Source organism: Streptomyces sp. CA-250714, from assembly GCF_050936705.1.
GTDB lineage: Bacteria > Actinomycetota > Actinomycetes > Streptomycetales > Streptomycetaceae > Streptomyces.
In genome coordinates this window covers 1,205,925-1,229,067 of sequence record NZ_JBNJMI010000002.1, presented here as the reverse complement: position 1 = coordinate 1,229,067, position 23,143 = coordinate 1,205,925, and the positions used below count along the sequence as shown (strand labels likewise).

Genomic DNA, 23,143 nt, shown 5'->3' with positions numbered 1-23,143 from the left:
ATCCAATGCCTGAGAGGTTCCGCTCTTTTGGACGCTACTGTCAAGCCCCAGGACACCAACGACTCGGCCACGGAACCCGGTTCTGCGACAGCGGGCCTGCAACCGTTCCTGCACGACGGCGTCGTCACGCTGTGCGCGCCGAGCTTCGTGATCTCGCATGCCGACGGGCAGCTCGACGGCGGCGCGGACGGCTTCTACCACGGCGACAGCAGGGCCCTGGCCCGGCTGACCATCGCCGCCGAAGACATCGCGCTCGCGCCGATCACCGGCGGGCTCACGGGTGCCGACCAGGCGGACTTCCGGGCGATCCTCCGCGGAATCGGCGAGACGACACCCGACCCGGTCGTCGCCCTGCGCCGACACCGTACGATCTCCTCCGGCCGCCTGGAGGAAACCTTCGAGTTCGACAACGCCGGTACGCGGCACGTCCGCTTCCGGCTTGTGGTCGAGGCGGCCACCGATCTCGCGCCGGTGGAGCAGGTGAAATCCGGCCATGTCCCGAGCGCCGTACCCGCCCAGCCGGCGCCGGGCGGACTGGCCTGGTCCCGCGACCGGTTCGCGGTAGGTCTGCGCAGTACACCGGCGCCGGACGTGCTGGATGCGGCGGCCGGGCGGCTGTCGTACGACGTCGAACTCGCCCCCGGCCAGTCGTGGAGGGCGCGGTTGGGCTGCACGGCCGCTTACGCCGACGGCGACCGGTTCCCGGCCGCGCCGGCCGACCAGGTGCCCTGGCACAGACCCGTGCTGCGCAGCGCGGAGCGTCTGTTCGACCGCTGGCTGGAGCAGTCGGTCGCGGATCTGGACCGGCTGCGTCTGACGGACCCACTCTCCGGCGACGGTGCTGGAGGCCGTGCCGACCAGTTCCTGGCCGCGGGCGCCCCCTGGTACCTGACCCTCTTCGGCCGCGACTCGATATGGGCGGCCCGCATGCTGCTGCCCCTGGGTACAGAGCTGGCCGCCGGCACACTTCGCACCCTGGCGCGGCGTCAGGGCAGGGCCGTCGACCCGGTGACCGAGGAGCAACCGGGCAAGATCCTGCATGAAGTACGGCGCACCGCACTCGAGTTCAGCGACACGCTCTCGCTGCCGCCGCTCTACTACGGCACGGTGGACGCCACGCCGCTGTGGCTCACCCTGCTGCACGACGCGTGGCGCTGGGGCCTGGCCCCCGAAGAGGTCGAACAGCTCCTGCCGCATGCCGAGTCCGCCCTTTGCTGGATGCGTGATCACGGCGAAGCGGGCGGCGACGGCTTCCTCAAGTACATCGACCACACCGGCCGGGGTCTGGCCAACCAGGGCTGGAAGGACTCGGCCGACGCGATCCGCCACCACGACGGCCGCCTCGCCACCCCACCGATCGCCCTGTGCGAAGTGCAGGCATACGCGTACGAGGCGGCACGGGGCGGAGCAGCACTGCTGCGGGCCTTCGGCCGCGGGGGAGCCGACGAGTGGGAGGAATGGGCCGAGCAGTTGGCCGACCGCTTCCGGCAGCGGTTCTGGGTGGAGGACGCCCAAGGCCCCTACCCGGCAGTCGCCCTGGACCGCGACGGCCGGCCGATGGACTCGGTGACCTCCGGCTTCGGCCACCTGCTCGGCACGGGACTGCTCAACGGTGCGGAGAGCGCCCTGCTGGCGGCCCGGCTGACCGCGCCGGACCTCGATTCCGGCCATGGGCTGCGCACGCTGAGCAGCAAGTCGGTGGGCTTCAACCCCTACGGATACCACACCGGTTCGATCTGGCCGCACGACACCGCGATCGCCGTGCACGGGCTCGTCCGCTCCGGCTTCCCCCAGGCGGCGGCGTCGTTGGCGGGGGGCCTGCTCACCGCCTCCGCCGGCTTCGAAGCCCGCCTGCCCGAACTCTTCGCCGGCCACGGCAGCCAAGCGGGCAGGCAGCCCGCCCCCTACCCTGCGTCCTGCCGGCCGCAGGCGTGGGCGGCGGCCGCGTCGGTCCTCGTGCTCCGATCAGCCCTGGGCCTCGAAGCGGACGTACCCGCGGGCACGGTGACGGTCGCACCCGCCTTCGCGCAGGAGTACGGCCCGCTGACAGTGGCGGGACTCCAGGTCGCCGGCGGCCCGCTGGATGTCACCGTCAGGGCGGACGGCACAACACATGTGAGGGCGCCGGAAGGGCTGACAGCGGTCACGGGTGACGCTGGATGACGGGCATGACCGGCAGGCAGCTCCTCGACCCCGACGCCGGCCGGGTTCGTCATCCGTGCAGCTGCTCGCCGGAGTTGTTCTGCTCGCCCTGGGGCGCCGGCGGCGGGGCGGTCGTGGCTCGTGGGATCACGTGGGTGGGCAGGATGACGTGCTTTTCGTGGTCCGCGTCGGGGTCGTTGATGAGGGCGAGGGCGAGTTCGCCGGCCTCGCGGCCGATGTCCGAGGGTGACTGGGCCACGGTGGACAGGTCGAACCAGTCGGCCATGGGCTGGTCGTCGAAGCCGAGCAGGGAGATGCGGGCGGGCACTGAGATCTGCATCTTGCGCAGGGTCCACAGGGTGGCGACGGCGACCTCGTCCTGTTCGGCGAAGATGGCGGTGGGCGGCTCGCGCAGGCTCAGCAGCTTTCCGAGCGCCTCGGCGGTGCCGCGCTTGTCGCTGGCCAGAGTGGCGACCACCAGGTCGTCGTCGAGGGGGATGCCCGCTTCGGTGAGCGCCTGCTGGTAGCCGAGCAGTCGTTCGTTCGAGCTGAAGGAGAAACCGCTGGCACCGATCGTCTGGATGAAGGCGATCCGGCGGTGGCCGAAGTTGATCAGATTCCGGGTGCCGTGCAGGGCGCCGACCACATCGTCGACGTAGACGCTCGGGCGGCCGTCGACGTGCTGGCTGCCGTAGATGACCGGCATGCCGAGGTTGTCCAGGCGCGCGGTCTCCTCGTCGGTGAGGTCGAAGGAGAACACCAGCAGCGCGTCGGCGTTGCGCCGGGCGGGAAGGCGCTCGAAGAACGCGGTGCGCGCGGCCAGATCGGCCATCACGTAGACGTTCAGTTCCATGCCCGCCGCCCGCAGCAGCGGGGCCAGGCTGGACAGGGCGGCTCCCATGAACCACGAGTTGAGCGTGGGCACGAGCACCGCCATGGTCCCGGTCCTGCCCGTGACAAGGCTTGCGGCCTGCCGCGACACGGCGAAGTTCAACTCGCGTGCGGCCTGCTCGACGCGGGCGCGGACCTCCGGGGAGACGGTGGACAGACCGCGCAGGGTGCGCGAGACGGTGGAAGTGGAGACCCCGGCCCGTTCGGCTACGTCAGCCATCGTGGGGTGCCGCTGAGCTGGTGGCATGAGCTGGAAGGTAGCACAGCAGCACTGCACTTGCGGCCTTCGATGACATCGCTGTCACCGCTGAAATTTCGGTAAAAACTGCCGGAAAATTGGCGCATTCACCGCTTGCGGCGGACTCCATTACCGCGACGTAACGCATTGACTTCCGGAAATCGCACACCTACGTTGCAAGCGTTGTCTCAGCGGCGTCGAAGCAAGCCTGATCGAGCCGACCCTCACTGCTTTGACCTGTGGTGTTGATCTACAACGCGCAGTGACAACGCGGTCTCATAACAGGGCCATCTCAGAGTCATCTCGGCAGCGGCTCCCTCAAGAGGGGAGACCGGCCGTGACTTCGGTTCCGCACGACCAGGAGAGACAGTGAAGACCAGGACAACCAGAGCGATTCAGTGTTCGGCCGTGCTCGCTGCCGCCGGGCTCCTCCTCCCCGCCTGCGGCTCGTCCGGCGACGGCGCCTCCGGGCAGGCAGGGGCGACGTCGTTCGAGGGCCGGGGCCCGATCACGTACGTGGCCGGCAAGGACACCACCGGCACCGTCCAGCCGATGCTCGACCGCTGGAACAAGCTGCACCCCAAGGAGAAGGTCACCTTCATCCAGCTGCCGACGGATGCGGACGCGCAGCGCCAGCAGATGATCCAGAACGCGGAGACGAAGTCCGACGCCTACACGGTGCTCTCCCTGGACGCCGTGTGGACCTCGGAGTTCGCCGCCCACCAGTGGATCGACAAGCTGCCCGAGAAGCAGTTCCCGCTCCGGAAGATGCTGAAGCCGGTGGTGGCGACAGGGAAGTACCGCGGCGGCCAGTACGCGGTCCCGTTCAACTCGGACGGCGGCCTGCTGTATTACCGCACGGACCTGCTGAAGAAGGCCGGCATCGCCGAGCCGCCGAAGACCTGGGCGGAGATGAAGTCCGCCTGCGCCAAGGTCAAGAAGCTGCCGGAAGCCAAGGGCATCTCGTGCTACGCCGGTCAGTTCCAGAAGTACGAGGGCCTGACCGTGAACTTCTCCGAAGCCGTGAACTCGGCAGGCGGCCACGTCACCGACGCGAAAGGCAAGCCGGACGTCGACACCCCCGAGGCGAAGAAGGGCCTGGACTTCCTCGTCGACTCCGTCAAGGACCGGACGATCCCCAAGGAGGGCATCACCTATCAGGAGGAGGACGGCCGCCAGGCATTCCAGTCCGGCAAGTTGGTCTTCCTGCGCAACTGGCCGTATGTGCACTCCCTGGCCAAGAAGAGCAAGATCGCGGAGAAGTTCGCAACCGCGCCGCTGCCCGGCCTGAAGGGGCCCGGCTCCTCCAGTCTGGGCGGTCACAACCTGGCCCTGTCGTCCCACGCCAAGAACAAGGCCACGGCCCTGGACTTCATGAAGTTCTTCACCAACGAGAAGAGCGCGGGCACGTTCCTGAAGGAAGCCGCCTTCGCCCCGCCGTATGCCTCCCTGTACGACGACAAGGCGCTGATCAAGCGGTATCCGTACCTGCCGGTGCTCAAGGAGTCCATCCTGCGGGCCGTGCCGCGTCCGCGGGTCGTGCAGTACGGCGATGTGACCTCGGCGATCCAGCAGGAGACGTACGCCGCCCTGACCGGCAGCAAGAGCAGCGAACAGGCGCTGAAGGACATGCAGAAGGACCTGCGGAAGTCCGCGGCAAAGTGAGGAACGGGGCCATGGTCGACACCGAGATCCCGCCCGGACCCACCGAGCGGGAACCACACCACGCGGCCGGCAGCCGGTCCAGGCCGCTGAACCGCCCGCACATGCGTAAGCCGGCCCGGGCGACCGCCGGCAGGGGGCGGATGGCGGCACTGCTGGTGTCCCCGACGCTGCTGGTGCTGACGATCGTCGTGCTCTACCCGACGATCATGGCGCTGAGCGAGTCGTTGTACGGGCCGAAGGGCCTGGACCCCAAGACCGGCTTCATCAGCGCCACCGAGCCGTTCGTCGGGCTGAAGAACTACACCGACATCTTCACCGCCGCCGGGGACCGGTTCTGGAACGCCTTCTGGAACACCACGTTCTTCACCGTCGTCACGGTCGGCTTCGAGACGCTGATCGGTGTGGCGATGGCCCTGATCATGCACAAGGCGTTCCGCGGACGAGCCCTGGTACGGGCGGGCATCCTGGTGCCCTGGGCGGTGCCCACGGCCATCTCCGGCCTGCTGTGGCGGTGGATCTTCAACAGCAACGGCATCGCCAACGCCCTCATAGGCCACCAGATCCTGTGGACCACCGAGGGCTTCCACGCCAAGGTCGCGGTCATCGTCGCCGAGGTGTGGAAGACCGCCCCCTTCATCGGCCTGCTGGTCCTGGCCGGCCTGCAAGTGATACCGAAAGAGGTGTACGAGGCGGCCCGTATCGACGGAGCGAGCCCCGTGCGCCAGTTCTGGCACGTGACGCTTCCCCTGGTGAAGCCGGCGCTGCTGGTGGCGGTACTGTTCCGCTGCCTGGACGCGCTGCGGATGTTCGACCTGCCCTACATCCTCATCGGCGCGCAGAAGCACTCGGTGGAAACCCTGTCCATGCTCGCGCAGAACGAGGCGTCCAACGTCCACTTCGGACCAGCATCCGCCTACGCGGTGCTCCTCTTCCTCTACGTCCTCCTCATCGCGCTGGCCTTCGTCCGGCTGCTCGGGGCCGACATCCTCGGTGACAGGGACGGCGGCGCGGGCAAGCCCAAGGGAAGAGGCACACGCCGACGGCTGACGGCACTGCGCCGTACGGAGGTGACGGCATGACCATCACGGCGAAATGGCGCAGCGGGCTGCTGTACGCGGGTGTTGTGGCAGTGGTGGCCTACTGCCTGGCCCCGTTCTACTGGATGCTGGTCTCCAGCCTCCGACGCACCTCGGACGTCTTCGACACCTCGCTGCTTCCCTCCCCGGTGTCGTTCGAGAACTACCAGGCGGTGTTCGGCCCGTCCCAGGGTTTCACCCGCGCGCTGCTCAACAGCCTGATCGTCGCCGGAGCCACCACCGTCCTGGCGCTGCTGCTGGCCACTTTCACCGCCTATGCGATGGCCCGGCTGGAGTTCCGGTTCAAGCGGCTGATCCTCACGCTGATCATCGCCACCTCGATGTTCCCGGTGGTCTCGATCGTGGTCCCGCTGCTGAAGCTGTTCACGGACATCGGCTGGATCAACACCTACCAGGCGATGATCGTGCCGAGCATGTCCTTCGCGCTGCCGCTGGCGGTGTGGAACCTGACCGCGTTCTTCAAGCAGATGCCGGACGAGCTGGAGCACGCCGCCATGGTCGACGGCTGCACCCGGGGCCAGGCGTTCCGCAAGGTCATCATCCCCCTCGCCGCACCCGGCATCTTCACCACCGCGATCATCACCTTCATCTGCGCCTGGAACGAGTTCCTCATCGCCCTGTCGATGACCAACAAGCCCGGCATGCAGACCGCGCCGGTCATCATCTCGAAATTCACCGGCGCCACGACGTACGAGGTGCCGTTCGGCAGCCAGATGGCCGCGGGTGTCCTCGTAACGATCCCGCTGGTGGTCATGGTGCTGCTCTTCCAGCGCCGTATCGTCGCCGGACTCACCGCCGGCGCGGCGAAGTAGACACCGGGCGCCCGCCGCCCTCACCCCCAACGACCGAGGAGTATCCAGCAGCATGCCCGGCACCGCAGCACCGTGGTGGCGCAACGCCGTCATCTATCAGATCTACATCCGCAGCTTCGCCGACGGGAACGGCGACGGCGTCGGCGACATCGCCGGCATCCGGTCCCGCCTGCCCTATCTCAAGTCGCTCGGCATCGACGCCATATGGATCAACCCGTGGTACAAGTCGCCGATGGCGGACCACGGTTACGACGTGGCCGACTACCGCGACATCGACCCTCTCTTCGGCACCCTGGCCGAGGCGGAGCAGCTCATCGAGGAGGCGCACCAGCACGGGATCCGCGTCATCCCCGACATCGTGCCCAACCACACCTCCGACCAGCACGCCTGGTTCCAGGCGGCACTGGCGGCCGGGCCCGGCAGCGCGGAGCGGGATCGCTACATCTTCCGGCCGGGTCGCGGCCCCGACGGCTCAAAACCGCCCAATGACTGGGTCTCCGCCTTCGGCGGCCCCGCCTGGACCCGGCTGCCCGACGGCGAGTGGTACCTCCACCTGTTCGCCCCCCAGCAGCCCGACCTCAACTGGCAGAACCCCGACGTACACGCCGAGTTCGAGTCGATCCTCCGCTTCTGGTTCCGCCGCGGCGTGGACGGATTCCGCATCGACGTCGCCCACGGACTGATCAAGCACCCCGAACTCCCCGACCTGCCGCCCCGCCGGGACCCGGACAGCGGACAACCCTGGCAGCACGTCGACCACCCGCACTGGGACCGCGACGAGGTCCACGACATCTTCCGTGCCTGGCGCAAGGTGGCCGACGAGTTCCACGGCGACCGCTCCTTCGTCGCCGAGGCGTGGACGGACACCCCCGAACGACTCGCCGCCTACGTCCGCCAGGACGGCTTGCACACCTCGTTCAACTTCGACTTCCTCATGTCCAGTTGGCATCCCCAGGACCTGCGCGCGGTCATCGACAACTCGCTCGCCATGCTCGGCGCGGTCGGCGCACCCGCCACCTGGGTCCTCTCCAACCACGATGTCGTACGCCACCCCAGCCGCTACGGCCGCAAGGCGACCAAGCGCTGGGTGGCCAACGAGACCTACCGCCCGGAAGGCCCCCTCGACCTCGAACTGGGCATCCGCCGCGCCCGCGCCGCCGCCCTTCTCATGCTCGCCCTGCCCGGCGGCGCCTACGTCTACCAGGGCGAGGAACTCGGCCTCCCAGAGGTCGAGGACCTACCCGAAGACGTCCTGCAGGATCCCGTATGGGAGCGCTCAGGACACACCGAGCGCGGCCGCGACGGCTGCCGCGTGCCGATCCCCTGGTCCGGGCAGAGCACGCCGTACGGCTTCAGCCCCGACGGCGCCCCCGCCGCCCCCTGGCTGCCCCAGCCGGCCGACTGGGCCGAGTACAGCGTCGAAGCGCAGACCGGCGACGAGGCGTCAATGCTGGAGCTCTACCGCACCGCCCTGCACCTGCGCCGCGAGCACCCCGCACTCGGCGACGGCACCCTCACCTGGCTGGACGCCCCCGACGGAGTCCTCGCCTTCAACCGCGACCCGGGCTTCACCTGCGTGGTCAACCTGTCGACCGAGGCACACCCCCTCCCCGACCACACCGCCATCCTGCTGACCAGCGGCCCCCTGGACGGCGGCCTGCTGGCCCCGGACCAGGCAGCCTGGCTCGCCGTATAGCGGCCTATGAGGGGTGGGGGCCTGCCGACGACCGCCGTCGCCCCCCACCTACTCGGGCGATCCCGATCCCCAGGGCCTGTCCGGTGCCACTCCCTGCCGACCGGACAGGCCCTGGTCCTTCCCATGCGGCCTCGTGCACGGGGCGGAGTCGGTGGTGGGGTGCTGGCTGAGAGAACGACGAACGGACTGACGGGGCCAACACCCCTGAGTCCTGGGGTCGGCCTTCTGGTCTCGGCGGCTGAGCTGTGTCCTGATCGGGGCGGGTCAAGCCGCAGTCGAGCAGTCGCATGCAGGCCACGCATCCGGTCACCTGTGCCGGATCGAGATCGATACCGGCCCACAAGCCGCAGGACCTGACGGCAACCACGCCATGCCCGGTCAGTTCCCCCAACCCTCGCCGAGCCGCTCGCCCAGCGCTGCCGCTCGCGCCTGCCCGAAGCGGGTGACCCGCACACGCAGCAAGGCTGAGTTGGAGTCCATTCACCGTGAACTGGCCGAGCTGGGAAGCATACGCAATACAGCGTGGGGTGCCGATCCGAGCACCAACCAGGTGTCCGTCGAGACCTTCGACGGAGCGCCCGCCGACAGCCGGGGAACGGATCGACAAGGTCGCAGAGGCACACCCAGGTGCGATACGCATCGACCGGATCAGGCAACCCAGGCCTTCATGCGATCCCCTCCCCGTCTGCGTGATGCTGCTTGAGCGTCTGGCGTGAAACGAAGCGCGCTAACGAGTTACCCGGCCAGCCCGCACGTCGCTACGTCATGTCGGACAGTCAGTGATCTGTCATGCTGCTGTGTCTTGCAGGCGTGCCGAGTTCCTGGGGTTCGGGACCGGGCGGTCATCCGGACGACGCCGTTCAGCTCTTCCTTCCCAGCAAGGGCTCGAGGAACGGGCTCGGCGTCCCGTGCCACGAGATGGCCAAGCTGTCGCGGGCCCGGGGCGCAGCGACGAAGAGCAGAGAGCGGGTGCGCTGGACCTCCCGGGCGTAGCGGGCGGGATCATTCCTGCGGAGCCGTTCCCACGGCCCCCGGTGGCCGGGGTGGTGACCGCGCTGGTGGTAAGGCGCCGGGAGGGGATCGGCCTGGACCGGTTCCTGCTGAACTCCGAGCATCCAAGCCGCAGCCGTCACCCGGCACGCCCCTATCGCGGTATGAGATCGCCGCACTCGTCCGAGCAGCCGGGAACCTCACCACGGCCATCCGCCAGGCCGACCCCACCGACAAGACCGATCTCTACAAGCGGCTGGGAATCCGCCTGCGAAATGACCCCACCCAGCAAAAAGTCCTGGTCGAGAGCTATCTCGACCAGGACCTCAACGGTTCCCGTGGGGTACCAGTACGTGTCGGGAGGGGGACTTGAACCCCCACGCCCTGTAAAGGGCACTAGCACCTCAAGCTAGCGCGTCTGCCATTCCGCCACCCCGACCGGGTGTGCCGCGTGGCCGGTGGGAGGCCTTGCGACGGGTTAAACCTTAGCACCCGATGAGGACTGCGATCACCCGGCTCTTGGGGCGCCGGGGTGTGGGCGGGAGGATGGGGGTCTACCTGCGAGAAGAGGAGGCAGCGTGAGTGCCGATAGTGCCGCTACCGCCGAGGGCGAGGTCGTCGATCTCTGCCGCGAGCTGATCCGGATCGACACCAGCAATTTCGGCAACAACGAGGGCCCCGGGGAGCGGGCGGCGGCGGAGTACGTCGCCGAGAAGCTGGCCGAGGTCGGCCTGGAGCCGCAGATCATCGAGTCCCGCCCGGGCCGTGCCTCGACCGTGGCGCGGATCACCGGCGAGGACCCCTCCCGCCCTGCCCTGCTCATCCACGGACACACCGACGTGGTGCCCGCCAACGCCGACGACTGGACGCATCACCCGTTCTCCGGGGAGATCGCCGACGGCTGCGTGTGGGGACGCGGCGCCGTCGACATGAAGGACATGGACGCGATGACGCTGGCGGTCGTACGGGACCGGATGCGTACCGGGCGGAAGCCGCCCCGCGACATCGTGCTGGCCTTCCTCGCGGACGAGGAGGCGGGCGGCGTCTACGGGGCGCGGCACCTGGTCGACAACCACGCCGATCTCTTGGAAGGTGTGACCGAGGCCATCGGCGAGGTCGGCGGCTTCTCGTTCACGGTGAACGAGAACCTGCGGCTGTACCTCGTGGAGACGGCCCAGAAGGGCATGCACTGGATGCGGCTCACCGTGGACGGCACCGCCGGTCACGGGTCGATGACCAACAACGACAACGCGATCACCGAGCTGTGCGAGGCGGTCGGCAGGCTGGGCCGGCACAAGTTCCCGGTGCGGGTCACCAAGACGGTCCGTTCGTTCCTGGACGAGCTCTCCGACGCGCTCGGCATCGAGCTCGACCCCGAGGACATGGAGGAGACCCTCGCCCGGCTCGGCGGTATCGCGAAGATCATCGGGGCCACGCTGCAGAACACCGCCGCCCCCACCCAGCTCGGCGCCGGCTACAAGGTCAACGTCATCCCCGGCCAGGCGACCGCGCACGTCGACGGGCGTTTCCTGCCGGGGCACGAGGAGGAGTTCCTGGCCGATCTCGACCAGCTGCTGGGGCCGCGGGTACGGCGCGAGGACGTGCACGCCGACAAGGCGCTGGAGACGACGTTCGACGGGGCGCTCGTGGAGGCCATGCAGTCCTCGCTGCGCGCGGAGGACCCCGTCGCGCGTGCCGTGCCGTACATGCTCTCGGGCGGTACGGACGCCAAGTCCTTCGACGACCTGGGCATCCGCTGCTTCGGCTTCGCGCCGCTGAAGCTGCCCCCGGAGCTGGACTTCGCCGGGATGTTCCACGGTGTGAATGAGCGCGTTCCGGTCGACGGACTGCAGTTCGGGGTTCGGGTACTGGACCGGTTCCTGGACCAGGCCTGAGGTCGCGGGGTACCCGTCGATGTGCTGTTGACCGATCCGGGGCGGTAATCGGGTAATCGGCCACCTGTACGGAGCCGACTGGGACGAGTGAATGATCTAGTCAGTTCGTAGCCTGATTCCTCCATCCTCGTTACAGGGAGTGCGGTCCCCGGCTGGGACCGTATTGCCAACAAGGAGGAACAATGATCAAGAAGGTCATCGCCGCCGCGGCTGCCACCAGCGGTCTTGTGCTGGCTGGTGCGGGTATGGCCGTCGCCGACTCCGGTGCGCAGGGTGCCGCCGTGCACTCCCCGGGCGTCGTTTCCGGCAACAACGTGCAGGTCCCGGTCCACATTCCGGTGAACGCCTGCGGCAACACGATCTCCGTGGTCGGCCTGCTGAACCCGGCGTTCGGCAACGCCTGCGTCGCCAAGTGACAGCAAGTCTCATCCGATCCGATCGGTGAGCACATGAATCTGAGCGGCCCCGGAGCACGCGCCACGCGCTCCGGGGCCCTTGGGTCTTGAGGGGGGCGGGACGGCGCGCGGGTGCGCCTCCCCCTGGCCGGTCACAGACAGCCATCAACAGGCAGGGGATCCAACAACCATGCGACAGCGCACCAGAAAGGGCCTGCTCACCATGGCCGCCGCGGGCGGCCTCCTGGCGATGTCAGGGGGGACCGCGCTCGCCGACTCGGGCGCACAGGGTGGCAGCGCGAACTCGCCGGGGGTGCTCTCCGGCAACAACGCCCAGGCGCCGGCGAACGTCTCGGTCAACATCTGCGGCAACACCGTCAACGTCGTCGGCGTGGCCAACCCCTCGTCCGGCAACGGCTGCGGCGACGACGGCACCAGCCCGCAGGGTGGCCGCGAGGCCCGTGCGGGCGGCTCCACGCACGGCTCTCCCGGGGTCGGTTCGGGCAACAATGTGCAGGTCCCGGTCGATGTGCCGGTGAACGCCTGCGGTAACACCGTCGATGTCGGGGGCGCGCTCAACCCGGCGCACGGCAACGGCTGTGGCGGCCCGTCGGACCCTCCGGGGTCGGGGCCGATCGACCCGGGGTATCCGCAGGAGCCCGGCACACCGCAGGACCCCGGTAAGCCCGGCCCCGGTGACCCCGGGCAGCCCGGTGACCCCGGGCAGCCGGGGGACCCGGGTGACCCCGAGCGGCCGGATGACCCCGGCCAGCCGGGGGAGCCAGGGGATCCCGGTGACCCGGGCGATCCGGGTCAGCCAGGTGATCCGGGCCAGCCCGGTGACCCCGGTCAGCCCGGGCAGCCCGGAGACCCGCAGCAGCCGGGGAAGCCCGGTCAGCCCGGAAATCCCCCGGGGTCTGGTGGGCCCGGCGAGTCCACTGCCCCGGGCACGTCCAACCAGCCCGGCAGCACCGGCGAGGTGGATGCCGCTTCCGTGCCGGAGGCCGTACCTGGCTCCGAGGCGTCCGGGAAGCCCGCTGCCGGTGCCGACGGCGAACTGGCACACACCGGTACGGGTTCGCAGCTCGGCGTCGCCGTGCCGCTCAGCGCGGGCATGCTCGCGGGGGGCTACGTCCTCTACCGGCGCTCCCGCCCCGCCGCTCGCCGCTGACCTGCGGGTCGGCCAGGGTGTCCGGCTCGGGCAGGGGGCGTCCGGGTCGGCCAGGACGTCGGCCGGAACCGTAGGCAGACCGTAGGCACGGCAGGGCACGGCAGAGGGAGCGGTCCCGCACCGAGCGGGTCCGCTCCCTCGTGGCCTCTCACCGGCGACCGGTCACCAGGTGGCGCGCAGCTGGCGGATGATGCGGCGGCGGAGCCGCACCCGGCGGCTCCCGTCCGGGTACAGCCGCATCCGGGCCAGTTCCCAGTGTCCGTACTCAGCGTGATCGGTCAGCAGTTGAGTCGCAGCCTTACGGGACACGCCCCGAGGGACGTACACATCGCGAAATTCGTATTCCGGCATCCTCTCTATTGTGCGTATGGACCCCGTCTGCCGATAGCGTCTGCACTATGTCTGATGCTGCGCAGCCCACCGCTGCCGACGTACGCGCCGCCGCCGAGGCGGTCAAAGCCGCGCTGGACCGGCACCTCGAGGCCGTCGAGCGCCGCGCGGGGGAGTCCCGGGCGCCTGCCGGAGCGGGCGCCGACGCCGGTGCGGGTGAGCGGGACGCCTCGTCGGCCGGGCAGTACGCCGCCGAACTCGACTCCGCCGTCTATGCCGCCTTCGACGCGCTGGCCGCCGCGGGTGAGACCTATGACGAGCTGCTGTACGAGGTCTACGACGAGGTCACCCCGTTCGAGATCCCCAGCAGCGAGAGTCTGCCCGCCTACACCGGGCCGGAAGTGCCCAGCGCGTTGAGCGTGCTGATCCGGCGGGACTACGTCATCGCCGAGCCGCAGCGGTTGCAGGCCCAGGCCGAGCGTGTCACCGAGCTGGACCCGGATTCGGCGGAGGACGAACGGGTCGAGAGCGCCGCTCCGGGCAACAGTGTGCACGCGGCGCTCGGGGTGCTCTTCGGGGAGTACGAGCCGGACGAGATCGCCACCCGGCACAAGGAGTTCGGCCTGGAGGAGGGCGACTCCACGCTGTGGGTCACGGCGGTCGACGAACCCGCCGAGCCCGGCGAATGGCTGTCCGCGCCCTTCGAGCAGGCGGACCCCCAGCGGGTGATCTGCCGCTTCGACGTCAGCTCCGTCTTCGACGAGGACGAGGAGGACCTGCTCCTCGAAGCCAGGAGCGAGGACGAAGACGAGGAAGAGGGCGAAGACGAGGACGAGAGCGAGGAATCGTACGCGGAGGAGGAGTACGAAGAGGAGACCGACGAGGACGAGGACGCCGACGGCGGCGCCCCCGCCGGACGGCGCGGCAGGTAGCACCGCTCCCGCCGCTCCCGCCGCGGTCGCCCCGGCGGCCGCGGGTCAGCGGCCGGGCTCCTCCGTCCCGCCGGACTCCGCCGCCCGCGCTGCCTCGGCCGCGCGGGCGGACTCGGTCAGCAGGGTGCGCAGGCGCGTCGTACGCTCCCGGCCGACGGCCGAGGCCACCGCGCGGGGGAGCGCGTCACCCGCTCCGTGTACGACCGACAGATGGCGCTCGGCGCGGCCGAACGCGGTGTAGACCCACTCCCGGGTCAGCGCCCCCGCGGCGTCCCCCGGCAGCACCACGACCGCGGCGGGCCAGCGGATGCCCGGTGCCTGATGGGCCGTCACCGCCCAGCCGTGGCGCACCGTTTCAGGGACCCGCTCGGGCGGGACCGTCAGACTGCGGTCGGCGCAGGTCAGATGGAGGCCATCGGCGTCCGCTGAGGCCACGGTGCCGATGCTGGTGCGGCCGGGGGCGGGGGAGTAGGCGACCCGATCGCCGGGGTCGAAGCCGCCGAAGCGGCCGGGGCCGGGGTTGAGCCGTTCCTTGAGGGCGGCGTTCAGCGCGCGCGTCCCCGCCGGGCCGCCATGTCCCGGAGTGATCACCTGGGTATCGGCGGAGGGGATCGAGAGGGCGCGCGGCACCGAGTCCGCGACGAGCTGCACCGTCCGGTGCACGGCCTCGCCCGGGTCGGCGACGGGGACGATCACGACCTCCTTGCCGGGCGCCGCCACCTGGTTCAGCTCCCCGATGCCGATGCCGGAGACCAGCTCGCCCACCGGGCCCGGGTCCGGGGTACGCGAGGCGATGTGCGGGCAGAACCTGGCCGCCATCAGGTCCCGGAACACCTGTCCTGGACCCGCGGCGCCCAGTACGCCCGGGTCTCCGCTGAGCACCAGCCGTGCTCCGTCCGGCAGGGACTCCAGCAGCGCCGCGGCCGTCTCCGCGTCGAGCTGAGGCGCGTCGCAGACGGCCAGCAGATCGACGGCGAGCGCTCCCTCCCCGTCCCGCCCGGGACCTTCCGCGGCTGCCAGCACCCCGGCGACGGTGGCAGCGCCCGCGCCCTGGTCCGGGGCGGCGTCGTCCGGGCCCGGGGCCGGAGCCTCCGTGAGGAGGCGGGCCATGCGGTCCCGGCCGTCGTCCGTGTGGGTGAGGGCCCAGGCGCGCAGGCCGATCCGCTGTGCGGCGGCGACCAGGGCGGCGACCTCGGCGCGGGAGGCCTCGCCACCCGTATGAGTGACCAGCCCGCTCGCGGACACGGCGCGGATCAGCTCGCGCGCGGACGGGGAGGGGGCGCTCTCGGCCGCTGCCGCCCAGCCCTCGCCGGGCTCCGCGTCCGCGGCCTCCGCCGGCTCGTCCGCCGTTGCTTGGCCCGCCGTCGCCGCGGAGTCGAAGGTGCTGGCGATGCGGGCCAGTCCGTCGGCCAGGCTCTCCTCCGCCAGCGCGTACCGGTCCAGCCCCACCAGGATGTTGACCGGGCGCTCCGCCTCGGCGCCGGTCTCTTCCGCGGCCTGCGGCTCGGAAGCGCCCACGGAGGCGGAGAAGGCCGGACCCGCGTCCAGCGCGTCCTCGAAGACAAGCACGGCTCCCGCGTCGACGGCCTCCCGCAGGGCCTCGTCCGGATCCGGCACCGCGTGCTGGGCCAGGCCCTTGGCCAGCGCGTCCGGCGCCAGCACCGTGTCACCCCGCAGCGCCGCGCGCTCCAGCAGATGGCCGACCAGCGCGACCGACCGGCGGGGGTCACCGGGCTCCGTCTCGTCGCCGAGCAGGGCGCGGGCGAAGCCGTCGGCCTGCTCGGGGCGCACCTCGGGGACGGCGAGGAGCTGCCAGGGATCGGTGCGCAGCAGTCCGGCCGCGCCTTCGCCGAGCGTTTCCACCACGCGCTGCGCCAACGACTCGGGCGCCCCGCCCTCCGTCAGCACGGCCCGCACCTCGTCGGGGACGGTGACCGGCCCGGTTCCAAGCCCGGGCCGCCCCGGCTGCTGCCCGTCCGCCCCCTGCGCGGGGGCGTCCGCCACCTGCGCGCGAGCCGGTCCCCGACCGGCCCCGGTGTTCCCACCGGGCCCTCCCGGCCTCGCCGGCCGGGGCTGCTGCGCCGCAGGCTCGTTGAAGAAGGAGGCGGCGGAGCGTTCGCCGCTCTCCACCGCGCGGACGGCCGCGAGGAGTTCGGCTGCCTTGTCGTTGCTCACAGCTCGCTCCAGTCATGGTCGGGATAGCGGTGCACGGGAGCCGAGACATCGTCCAGCGCCGCGCGGATTTCGTCAGGAAGACTAAGGCCCTCCACTGACAGAGCCTCCGCGAGCTGCTCCGATGTCCGTGCGCCGACGATCGGCGCCACCACTCCCGGCCGGTCCCGCACCCATGCCAGGGCCACCTGGAGTGGGGGCAGGGCGAGCCCGTCGGCCGCTATGGCCACCGCGTCCACGATCCGGCCCGCGGTTTCGTCGAGATACGGCTCGACGAACGGCGCCAGCCGCTCGGAGGCGCCGCGCGATCCGGCAGGCGGGGGGCCGGGCTGCCGGTACTTGCCGGTGAGTACGCCGCGGCCCAACGGTGAGGACGGCAGCAGCCCGATGCCCAGGTCCCGCGCGGCGGGCAGCACCTCCCGCTCGATACCGCGCTGGAGCAGCGAGTACTCCATCTGCGTACTGGCCAGCGGGTGCCGCACTCCTGGCGCGGCCAGCTGCCAGGTGCCCGCCTTGGCGAGCTGCCAGCCGGAGAAGTTGGACACCCCGGCATAGCGGGCGCGTCCGCTGCTGATGGCCACGTCCAGCGCCTGGAGCGTCTCCTCCAGCGGCGTATACGGGTCGTAGGCGTGCACCTGCCACAGATCCACATGGTCGGTGCCCAGCCGGTCGAGCGAGGCGTCGAGCGCGGCGAGGAGGTGGCCGCGCGAGCAGTCGAAGCGCCGGTCGGGGTCCGGCACGCTGCCCGCCTTGGTGGCGACGACCAGGTCGCGGCGCGGCACGTAGTCGCGCATCAGCCGTCCCAGCAGATACTCGGCCTCGCCGTCGCCGTACACATCGGCCGTGTCCACCAGCGTGCCGCCCGCTTCCCAGAACGTCTTGAGCTGCTCGGCGGCGTTCTGGAAGTGCTGGTCGTGCTGCTCGTATGCGTCGTGCTGCCCGCCGCGTGCCGCGCGGTCGGCCGCGCCGCTGATGCCGCCGCCGCGCGCCCAGCTGAGAGTGCCCAGTCCGATCCGGGATACGCGCAGGCCAGTGCGGCCGAGGTGCCTTCGCTCCATGGGCGTTGAGCGTAGTTGTGGCAGGCGTTAGAGTCCGGGGGTCAGGGACATTACTGATCAGTAAGGGAAGTGGGTGCGGGATGGGGATGCGACTGGGCATCAACCTCGGCTACTGGGGCGCCGGGATGGATGCGGACAACCTCGCCGTCGCACAGGAGGCCGACCGGCTCGGCTATGACGTGTGCTGGGCGGCCGAGGCGTACGGCTCGGACGCCGCGACCGTGCTCACCTGGGTGGCGGCCCACACCGAACGGATCGACGTGGCCTCCGGGATCTTCCAGATCCCCGCCCGGGCCCCGGCCATGACCGCCATGACGGCCGCCACCCTCGACTCGCTCTCCGGTGGCCGCTTCCGGCTCGGCCTCGGCGTCTCGGGGCCGCAGGTGTCCGAGGGCTGGTACGGGGTGAAGTTCGACAAGCCGCTCGCCCGCACCCGCGAGTACGTCGAGATCATCCGCCGCGCCATGTCCCGCGAGCGGCTGTCCTACGAGGGGCAGCACTGGACGCTCCCGCTGCCCGGCGGCCCCGGCAAGCCGATCAAGCTGACCGTCCACCCGGAGCGTGAGGAGATCCCGCTCTACATCGCCGCCATCGGCCCCAAGAACCTGGAGCAGACCGGCGAGATCGCCAACGGTGTGCTGCTGGTGTTCTTCTCCCCCGAGCACGCCGAGGAGACGACACTGCAGCATCTGCGCGCGGGCCGGGAGGCCGCGGGCCGGACCATGGACGGCTTCGACGTCTGTCCCACCGTCCCGATGGCCGTCGGCGACGACATCGACGCGCTCGCCGATCTCTTCCGCCCCTACACCGCGCTCTATGTGGGCGGCATGGGCAGCCGGAAGCAGAACTTCTACAACAAGCTCGCCCAGCGCATGGGCTACGAGAAGGAGGCCGCCGAGATCCAGGAGAAGTACCTGGCCGGCGACAAGGAGGGCGCTGCCGCCGCGATCCCGCGCGAGCTGATCGACTCCACCACGCTGATCGGCCCCGTCGAGCGGATCGCCGACCGGATGCGCGCCTACGCGGACGCCGGGGTGACGACGCTGTCGCTGGCCCCGGCCGGCTTCTCCCTGGAGGAGCGGCTGGCCAGTCTGCGCGCCGGTACCGAGGCCCTGGAGCGGGCCGGGCTGGCCTCCTCCTAGGGCCGGACGCGAGGACGGGCGCCCTCCGTGGAGGGCGCCCGTGGGGAGCGTTCGTAAGGCGTGCGCCGCGGCCCGCCCGTAAGGCGTAAGCCCGGCCCCGCAAGGCGTAACGCGCCGGAGAAGTCTGCGGCCGTGGTGGGGGCTCGGGGTCAACCCCGCCACGGCCGTCACGGAGCACAACGCGGCCCCGCCCGCGCGGTTACGCGGGCGGACGGCGCGACTCCTGCGTTCGGCGCAGATCGGCTGCGCACCTGTTGCCTGTTCGCGTACGCGGCATTTGACTCGTTCTTCTCGGATGTCGTGCTGTACGGAACTCTGCACGGAGGTGGCGGCGATGCTCTCGGCCAGGAGTCTGTTCCAGGAAATCCTCGACAACGACGAGTCCTTCCGGCTCTTCTGCTCCATCGCGGCCAGCGGCGAGGCACAGGGCGGCTGGGAGAACGGGCGGATCGCCCTGCTCGTCCCCGAGACCCAGCGGCACCTCGCGCCCAAGATCGCCCGGCACGGCGCCGACGAGGACAAGCACGGCCGGATCTTCATGGCGCTGCTGAACAAGCGCGGTCTGGAGGCGGCCGAGATCCCCGACGACACCGACTACACGATGATCCTGGAGGGCCTCGGCATCGGTCTGGCGCACGAGAAGCTGCGCCGCGACGAGCCGCTGACCGAGCACGACGTGCTCACCTACCTCGCCCACAGCCGGGTCACCGAGCAGCGGGCCGCCGAGGAGATGATCCTGCTCAAGAAGGTGGCGGGAGACCATCCGGACCTCGGCCGCGCGGTGAAGATGATCTCCAAGGACGAGGACAACCACCTCGCCTACTGCCATGAGGAGCTGCTGAACCTCGCCGAGGCCGGACACGCCCGCACCATCAAGGCGCTGCTGCGCGAGAGCGCGCTCGCCGAGATCAAGGTCTACCGCGACGTCAGCCTGGCCGTCATGAGCCGGATGGCCCGCATCCTGGGCTGGTCCGGGGCCAAGTTCGGGCTCCTCGCGCTGGGCATCCACGGCCGGTACGTATGGGAGCGGCTGGGTGGCTGGCGCCGGATGGTCAGCCTGCGGATGCCCGAGCGGCGCGACGCGCTGGGCACCGGACGGGCGGACGCGGCGCCCGGGTACGCCTGAGATCCGCCCCGGCTCAGAACCAGTTGCGGCGTTTGAAGACGCGGAAGAGCACCACGCAGATCGTCACCATCAGCAGGATCACCGCCGGATAGCCCCAGAGCCAGTGCAGCTCCGGCATGTGGTCGAAGTTCATGCCGTACACGCCGGCGATCGCCGTCGGTACGGCGAACATCGCCGCCCAGGCGGAGATCTTGCGCATGTCGTCGTTCTGCCGTACGCCCATCTGCGCCAGATACGCCGACAGGATGTCCGACAGCAGCCGGTCGATCGACTCCACCTGCTCGTTCACCCGCGACAGATGGTCCGCCACATCGCGGAAGAACAGCCGCGAGTCCTGGTGCACGAACGGCACCCCGGAGCCCGTCAGCCGGGTCACCGGGTCCGTCAGCGGGAGCGTCGCCCGGCGGAACTCCAGCGCGCGCCGCTTGAACTCGTAGATCCGGGTCACCATGTCCGGCGCCTCGCGGCTCTCCCGGGAGAAGACCTTGGCCTCCAGTTCGTCCAGATCGGTGTGGAGCGCCGCCGCGACCTCCAGATAGTGGTCCACGACGGTGTCGCTGACCGCGTACATCACCGCGGTCGGGCCGTGCCGCAGCACCTCCGGCTCGTCCTCCAGCCGGCTGCGCACCGAGCCCAGTGGGTTGGCCTGGCCGTGCCGTACGGTCAGCACGAACGAGTCACCCACGAAGACCATCAGCTCGCCCGTGCTCAGCTCGCCGCTGGCCTCGTCGTACCCGACCGGCTTGAGCACCAGGAACAGCGAGTCGGCGTACACCTCCAGCTTCGGCCGCTGGTGCGCGTGCAGGGAGTCCTCCACCGCCAGCGGGTGCAGACCGAATGCCTGGGTGACCCGGTCGAACTCCGTCTCGGTCGGCTCGTGCAGGCCGATCCACAAGAACGCGTCATCCTCGGACCGTGCCTGGCGCAGCGCAGCCGAGAAGTCCTCCGGACGGTCCGCGCGCTGCCCGTGACGGTAGAGCGCACAATCGACGATCACCCCTCGAATTCTTCCGCTCCCCGGCCGTCCCACAACCGGAGAGCGGCACCTGAGGCGCCTCGCTTAGGGTTGCGGCATGCCCACGCTGATCCTCGTACGCCACGGCAGGTCCACGGCGAACACCGACGGGCTGCTGGCCGGCCGCACGCCCGGGGTCGCCCTGGACGAGCACGGTCAGCGGCAGGCGGCCGCGCTGCCCGACCGGCTGCGGGACATCCCGCTGGCCGCCGCCGTCAGCAGCCCGCTGCGCCGCTGCCAGGAGACCCTCGCGCCGCTGACCGCGGCCCGCCCCGAGTTGCCGCTGCACACCGAGGACCGCATCACCGAGTGCGACTACGGCGACTGGTCGGGCCGTAAGCTCGCCGAGCTGAACGACGAACCCCTGATGGCCACCGTCCAGCGCCACCCCTCGGCGGCCGCCTTCCCCGGCGGCGAGTCGATGCGCGCCATGCAGGCCCGCGCCGTGGACGCCGTACGCGACTGGAACGCGCGGATCGAGGCCGAACACGGCGCCGACGCCGTCTACCTGATGTGTTCGCACGGTGACATCCTCAAGTCGATCATCGCGGACGCACTCGGCATGCACCTCGATCTCTTCCAGCGGATATCCGTCGCCCCCTGCTCGGTCACCGCGATCGCCTACACCCCACTGCGGCCGTTCCTGCTGCGACTCGGGGACACCGGGGAGCTGGCCTCCCTCGCGCCACCGGACCGTACGGACGAAGAGGGCGACACTGGAAGTGCGGAGGGAAGTGCCGGGGAGGGGAACGCGACTGTGGGCGGAAGCGCCTGAGCACGATGATCGGCACGCACAGTAGGGTGCGGATGTCCGAAGCCACTCAAGCCGTCGAACCAACGGAGCAGAACGTGTCCCGTCAGGTATTTCTGTACGACCCGCCGGACCGGTTCGTGGCCGGTACCGTCGGTCTGCCTGGCCGCCGCACCTTCTTTCTCCAGGCCAGTGCAGGAGGCCGCACCACCAGCGTGGCCTTGGAGAAGGCGCAGGTCGAAGCGCTCGCCGAACGGATCGACGAGCTGCTGGACGAGGTGGTGCGCCGCTCCGGCGGCAGCGCGCCCGTTCCCGCCGTCGCTCCCTCCGAGGTCGACGACACGGCGCCGCTGGAGACCCCGGTCGAGGAGGAGTTCCGGGTCGGCACGATGGCCCTTGCCTGGGACGGCGAGAGCGAGCGGATGGTCGTCGAGGCGCAGGCCATCGTGGAGCTGGAGCCCGGCGAGGACGAGGACCTGGCCGACGCCGAGGAACGGCTGCTGCAGGACGACGAGAACGGCCCGCCGATGCTCCGGGTGCGGATCAGCGGCAGCATGGCCCGCGCCTTCGCCAAGCGGGCGATGGAGGTCGTCAACGCGGGCCGCCCGCCGTGCCCTCTGTGCAGTCTGCCGCTCGACCCGGAGGGACACGTATGTCCGCGCCAGAACGGATATCGCCGGGGCGAATGAACGGCACACCACCTGGCAACGACACCGCACCGGCAGCGGAGGCCACCCGCGAGCTGCTCGCCCGGGGCACCCTCACGGTGCACGGCCGGATCAGGGCCGCCTCCAACGCCGTACTGTTCGGCACGGTCGAGCACGAGGGCCGCAGCCTGCCGTGCGTCTACAAGCCCGTCGCCGGCGAGCGCCCGCTGTGGGACTTCCCCGACGGCAACCTCGCCCAGCGCGAGGTCGCGGCCTACGAGATCTCCCGCGCCACCGGCTGGGACCTGATACCCGCCACCGTGCTGCGCGAGGGCCCGTACGGCACGGGCATGTGCCAGGCGTGGGTGGGGGAGCTGCCGGACGCCGAGGCGGACGACGCGGGGGAGCCGGACTCCGAGACCGAGCTCGCCGCGGAACCGGCGCCGCTGCTCGCGCTGGTCGACGGTGACGAGCCGGGCGAGGGCTGGAAGGCGGTCGGCTTCGCGGACGTCGGCGACGGCAGGACGGCGCTGCTCGTGCACGCCGACGACCCCAGGCTCCGGCGGCTCGCCGTACTCGACGCCGTGATCAACAACGGTGACCGCAAGGGCGGCCATCTGCTGCCCCGGCCGGATGGCGCGCTGTACGCCATCGACCACGGGGTCACCTTCCACGTGGACGACAAGCTGCGCACCCTCCTGTGGGGATGGGCCGGCGAGGAGCTGACCGGCGAGGCCGTCGAGGCGCTGCGTTCGCTGTCCGCCGCGCTGGCCCCCGGCGCTCGGCCGCAGGACGCCCCCGAGGGCGCGCCACTGGCCGTACGGCTCTCCCAGTTGCTGACCGAGGCCGAGGTCGAGGCCACGCGCAAGCGGGTGGAGGCGCTGCTGAGCTCCGGGCGGCACCCGTTGCCGAGCGGCGAGTGGCCCGCGATCCCCTGGCCACCGGTCTAGCTCCGAACGGCGTCCATCCGGCCGGATA

At 70.6% G+C, this 23,143-nt stretch carries 20 protein-coding genes and 1 tRNA gene; 15 read left to right on the top strand and 6 right to left on the bottom strand.

Translation table 11 applies throughout. The features are described 5' to 3' along the window. The first annotated feature begins 27 nt into the window (after nucleotides 1-27). A complete protein-coding gene (locus tag ACQEU8_RS24420) occupies nucleotides 28-2,163 on the top strand; it encodes an amylo-alpha-1,6-glucosidase (RefSeq protein ID WP_433104560.1) in 2,136 nt (711 codons plus the stop codon). A 49-nt stretch (nucleotides 2,164-2,212) separates the two neighbouring features. On the opposite strand, the gene ACQEU8_RS24415 is transcribed toward ACQEU8_RS24420, so the two are convergent. After that, nucleotides 2,213-3,280, bottom strand: coding sequence for a LacI family DNA-binding transcriptional regulator (locus ACQEU8_RS24415; RefSeq protein WP_433104558.1), 1,068 nt, complete (start codon nucleotides 3,278-3,280; stop codon nucleotides 2,213-2,215). A gap of 399 nt (nucleotides 3,281-3,679) precedes the next feature. On the opposite strand from ACQEU8_RS24415, the gene ACQEU8_RS24410 reads away from it, so the two are divergent. From ACQEU8_RS24410 to ACQEU8_RS24390, 5 genes are all read left to right on the top strand, one after another. Then, on the top strand, nucleotides 3,680-4,936 hold the full coding sequence (locus ACQEU8_RS24410; RefSeq protein ID WP_433104556.1) for an ABC transporter substrate-binding protein: 1,257 nt from the start codon (nucleotides 3,680-3,682) through the stop codon (nucleotides 4,934-4,936). A gap of 11 nt (nucleotides 4,937-4,947) precedes the next feature. Next, nucleotides 4,948-6,015: a carbohydrate ABC transporter permease gene (locus tag ACQEU8_RS24405; RefSeq protein ID WP_433104554.1), complete on the top strand. Its 1,068-nt coding sequence runs from the start codon at nucleotides 4,948-4,950 to the stop codon at nucleotides 6,013-6,015. After that, nucleotides 6,012-6,845 (top strand): carbohydrate ABC transporter permease, encoded by an 834-nt coding sequence (locus tag ACQEU8_RS24400; RefSeq protein WP_433104552.1) that lies wholly within the window; start codon nucleotides 6,012-6,014, stop codon nucleotides 6,843-6,845. Before ACQEU8_RS24405 ends, ACQEU8_RS24400 begins: the two co-directional genes overlap by 4 nt. A 52-nt stretch (nucleotides 6,846-6,897) precedes the next feature. Further along, a complete protein-coding gene (locus tag ACQEU8_RS24395) occupies nucleotides 6,898-8,541 on the top strand; it encodes a glycoside hydrolase family 13 protein (protein ID WP_433104550.1) in 1,644 nt (547 codons plus the stop codon). Nucleotides 8,542-8,911: 370 nt separating this feature from the next. Beyond that, nucleotides 8,912-9,244 (top strand): alpha-lytic protease prodomain-containing protein, encoded by a 333-nt coding sequence (locus ACQEU8_RS24390; RefSeq protein WP_433104548.1) that lies wholly within the window; start codon nucleotides 8,912-8,914, stop codon nucleotides 9,242-9,244. Between the two features lie 641 nt (nucleotides 9,245-9,885). On the opposite strand, the gene ACQEU8_RS24385 is transcribed toward ACQEU8_RS24390, so the two are convergent. Then, nucleotides 9,886-9,970, bottom strand: a tRNA-Leu gene (locus ACQEU8_RS24385). Between the two features lie 139 nt (nucleotides 9,971-10,109). Here ACQEU8_RS24385 and ACQEU8_RS24380 point away from each other — a divergent pair. The 3 genes from ACQEU8_RS24380 (at nucleotide 10,110) to ACQEU8_RS24370 (ending at nucleotide 12,992) form a co-directional block, all read left to right on the top strand. Then, nucleotides 10,110-11,426, top strand: coding sequence for a M20/M25/M40 family metallo-hydrolase (locus ACQEU8_RS24380; protein ID WP_433104546.1), 1,317 nt, complete (start codon nucleotides 10,110-10,112; stop codon nucleotides 11,424-11,426). A gap of 182 nt (nucleotides 11,427-11,608) precedes the next feature. Beyond that, nucleotides 11,609-11,842 carry a chaplin ChpH gene (chpH, locus tag ACQEU8_RS24375; protein ID WP_433104544.1) on the top strand — a complete coding sequence of 78 codons (234 nt, stop codon included), beginning with the start codon at nucleotides 11,609-11,611 and terminating at the stop codon, nucleotides 11,840-11,842. A 169-nt stretch (nucleotides 11,843-12,011) separates the two neighbouring features. Next, nucleotides 12,012-12,992 (top strand): chaplin, encoded by a 981-nt coding sequence (locus ACQEU8_RS24370; protein WP_433104542.1) that lies wholly within the window; start codon nucleotides 12,012-12,014, stop codon nucleotides 12,990-12,992. 162 nt (nucleotides 12,993-13,154) lie between these two features. Here ACQEU8_RS24370 and ACQEU8_RS24365 read toward each other — a convergent pair whose 3' ends face one another. Further along, nucleotides 13,155-13,343 (bottom strand): DUF5703 family protein, encoded by a 189-nt coding sequence (locus ACQEU8_RS24365; protein WP_055498790.1) that lies wholly within the window; start codon nucleotides 13,341-13,343, stop codon nucleotides 13,155-13,157. A 47-nt stretch (nucleotides 13,344-13,390) separates the two neighbouring features. On the opposite strand from ACQEU8_RS24365, the gene ACQEU8_RS24360 reads away from it, so the two are divergent. After that, complete coding sequence (locus tag ACQEU8_RS24360) at nucleotides 13,391-14,254, top strand: hypothetical protein (protein ID WP_433104540.1); 864 nt, start codon at nucleotides 13,391-13,393, stop codon at nucleotides 14,252-14,254. A gap of 45 nt (nucleotides 14,255-14,299) precedes the next feature. Here ACQEU8_RS24360 and ACQEU8_RS24355 read toward each other — a convergent pair whose 3' ends face one another. Continuing rightward, nucleotides 14,300-16,429, bottom strand: coding sequence for a helix-hairpin-helix domain-containing protein (locus ACQEU8_RS24355; RefSeq protein ID WP_433104538.1), 2,130 nt, complete (start codon nucleotides 16,427-16,429; stop codon nucleotides 14,300-14,302). Next, nucleotides 16,426-17,484, bottom strand: a complete 1,059-nt coding sequence (locus ACQEU8_RS24350; RefSeq protein WP_433104536.1) for an aldo/keto reductase — start codon at nucleotides 17,482-17,484, stop codon at nucleotides 16,426-16,428. The genes ACQEU8_RS24355 and ACQEU8_RS24350 overlap by 4 nt, the downstream gene beginning before the upstream one ends. 86 nt (nucleotides 17,485-17,570) lie before the next feature. On the opposite strand from ACQEU8_RS24350, the gene ACQEU8_RS24345 reads away from it, so the two are divergent. Continuing rightward, nucleotides 17,571-18,626, top strand: coding sequence for an LLM class F420-dependent oxidoreductase (locus ACQEU8_RS24345; protein ID WP_433108681.1), 1,056 nt, complete (start codon nucleotides 17,571-17,573; stop codon nucleotides 18,624-18,626). A 334-nt stretch (nucleotides 18,627-18,960) separates the two neighbouring features. Next, nucleotides 18,961-19,752, top strand: coding sequence for a ferritin-like domain-containing protein (locus ACQEU8_RS24340; protein WP_433104534.1), 792 nt, complete (start codon nucleotides 18,961-18,963; stop codon nucleotides 19,750-19,752). 13 nt (nucleotides 19,753-19,765) lie between these two features. On the opposite strand, the gene corA is transcribed toward ACQEU8_RS24340, so the two are convergent. Next, nucleotides 19,766-20,758 (bottom strand): magnesium/cobalt transporter CorA, encoded by a 993-nt coding sequence (corA, locus tag ACQEU8_RS24335; RefSeq protein WP_433108679.1) that lies wholly within the window; start codon nucleotides 20,756-20,758, stop codon nucleotides 19,766-19,768. 67 nt (nucleotides 20,759-20,825) lie between these two features. Between corA and ACQEU8_RS24330 the strand changes: the two genes are divergently transcribed. The 3 genes from ACQEU8_RS24330 (at nucleotide 20,826) to ACQEU8_RS24320 (ending at nucleotide 23,115) form a co-directional block, all read left to right on the top strand. Then, nucleotides 20,826-21,542, top strand: coding sequence for a histidine phosphatase family protein (locus ACQEU8_RS24330; RefSeq protein WP_433104532.1), 717 nt, complete (start codon nucleotides 20,826-20,828; stop codon nucleotides 21,540-21,542). A 74-nt stretch (nucleotides 21,543-21,616) separates the two neighbouring features. Next, a complete protein-coding gene (locus tag ACQEU8_RS24325; protein ID WP_433104530.1) occupies nucleotides 21,617-22,207 on the top strand; it encodes a DUF3090 domain-containing protein in 591 nt (196 codons plus the stop codon). Beyond that, nucleotides 22,171-23,115 carry an SCO1664 family protein gene (locus tag ACQEU8_RS24320; RefSeq protein ID WP_433104528.1) on the top strand — a complete coding sequence of 315 codons (945 nt, stop codon included), beginning with the start codon at nucleotides 22,171-22,173 and terminating at the stop codon, nucleotides 23,113-23,115. The genes ACQEU8_RS24325 and ACQEU8_RS24320 overlap by 37 nt, the downstream gene beginning before the upstream one ends. Nucleotides 23,116-23,143 lie beyond the last annotated feature (28 nt).

Bases quoted from the DNA above. Each gene is read 5' to 3' on its own strand.
- chpH (WP_433104544.1), top strand. From the start codon at position 11,609: ATGATCAAGAAGGTCATCGCCGCCGCGGCTGCCACCAGCGGTCTTGTG.
- ACQEU8_RS24405 (WP_433104554.1), top strand. From the start codon at position 4,948: ATGGTCGACACCGAGATCCCGCCCGGACCCACCGAGCGGGAACCACAC.
- ACQEU8_RS24345 (WP_433108681.1), top strand. From the start codon at position 17,571: ATGCGACTGGGCATCAACCTCGGCTACTGGGGCGCCGGGATGGATGCG.
- ACQEU8_RS24360 (WP_433104540.1), top strand. From the start codon at position 13,391: ATGTCTGATGCTGCGCAGCCCACCGCTGCCGACGTACGCGCCGCCGCC.
- ACQEU8_RS24340 (WP_433104534.1), top strand. From the start codon at position 18,961: ATGCTCTCGGCCAGGAGTCTGTTCCAGGAAATCCTCGACAACGACGAG.
- ACQEU8_RS24415 (WP_433104558.1), bottom strand. From the start codon at position 3,280: ATGCCACCAGCTCAGCGGCACCCCACGATGGCTGACGTAGCCGAACGG.
- ACQEU8_RS24350 (WP_433104536.1), bottom strand. From the start codon at position 17,484: ATGGAGCGAAGGCACCTCGGCCGCACTGGCCTGCGCGTATCCCGGATC.
- ACQEU8_RS24365 (WP_055498790.1), bottom strand. From the start codon at position 13,343: ATGCCGGAATACGAATTTCGCGATGTGTACGTCCCTCGGGGCGTGTCC.
- ACQEU8_RS24395 (WP_433104550.1), top strand. From the start codon at position 6,898: ATGCCCGGCACCGCAGCACCGTGGTGGCGCAACGCCGTCATCTATCAG.
- ACQEU8_RS24400 (WP_433104552.1), top strand. From the start codon at position 6,012: ATGACCATCACGGCGAAATGGCGCAGCGGGCTGCTGTACGCGGGTGTT.
- ACQEU8_RS24320 (WP_433104528.1), top strand. From the start codon at position 22,171: ATGTCCGCGCCAGAACGGATATCGCCGGGGCGAATGAACGGCACACCA.
- ACQEU8_RS24330 (WP_433104532.1), top strand. From the start codon at position 20,826: ATGCCCACGCTGATCCTCGTACGCCACGGCAGGTCCACGGCGAACACC.
- ACQEU8_RS24370 (WP_433104542.1), top strand. From the start codon at position 12,012: ATGCGACAGCGCACCAGAAAGGGCCTGCTCACCATGGCCGCCGCGGGC.
- ACQEU8_RS24390 (WP_433104548.1), top strand. From the start codon at position 8,912: ATGCCCGGTCAGTTCCCCCAACCCTCGCCGAGCCGCTCGCCCAGCGCT.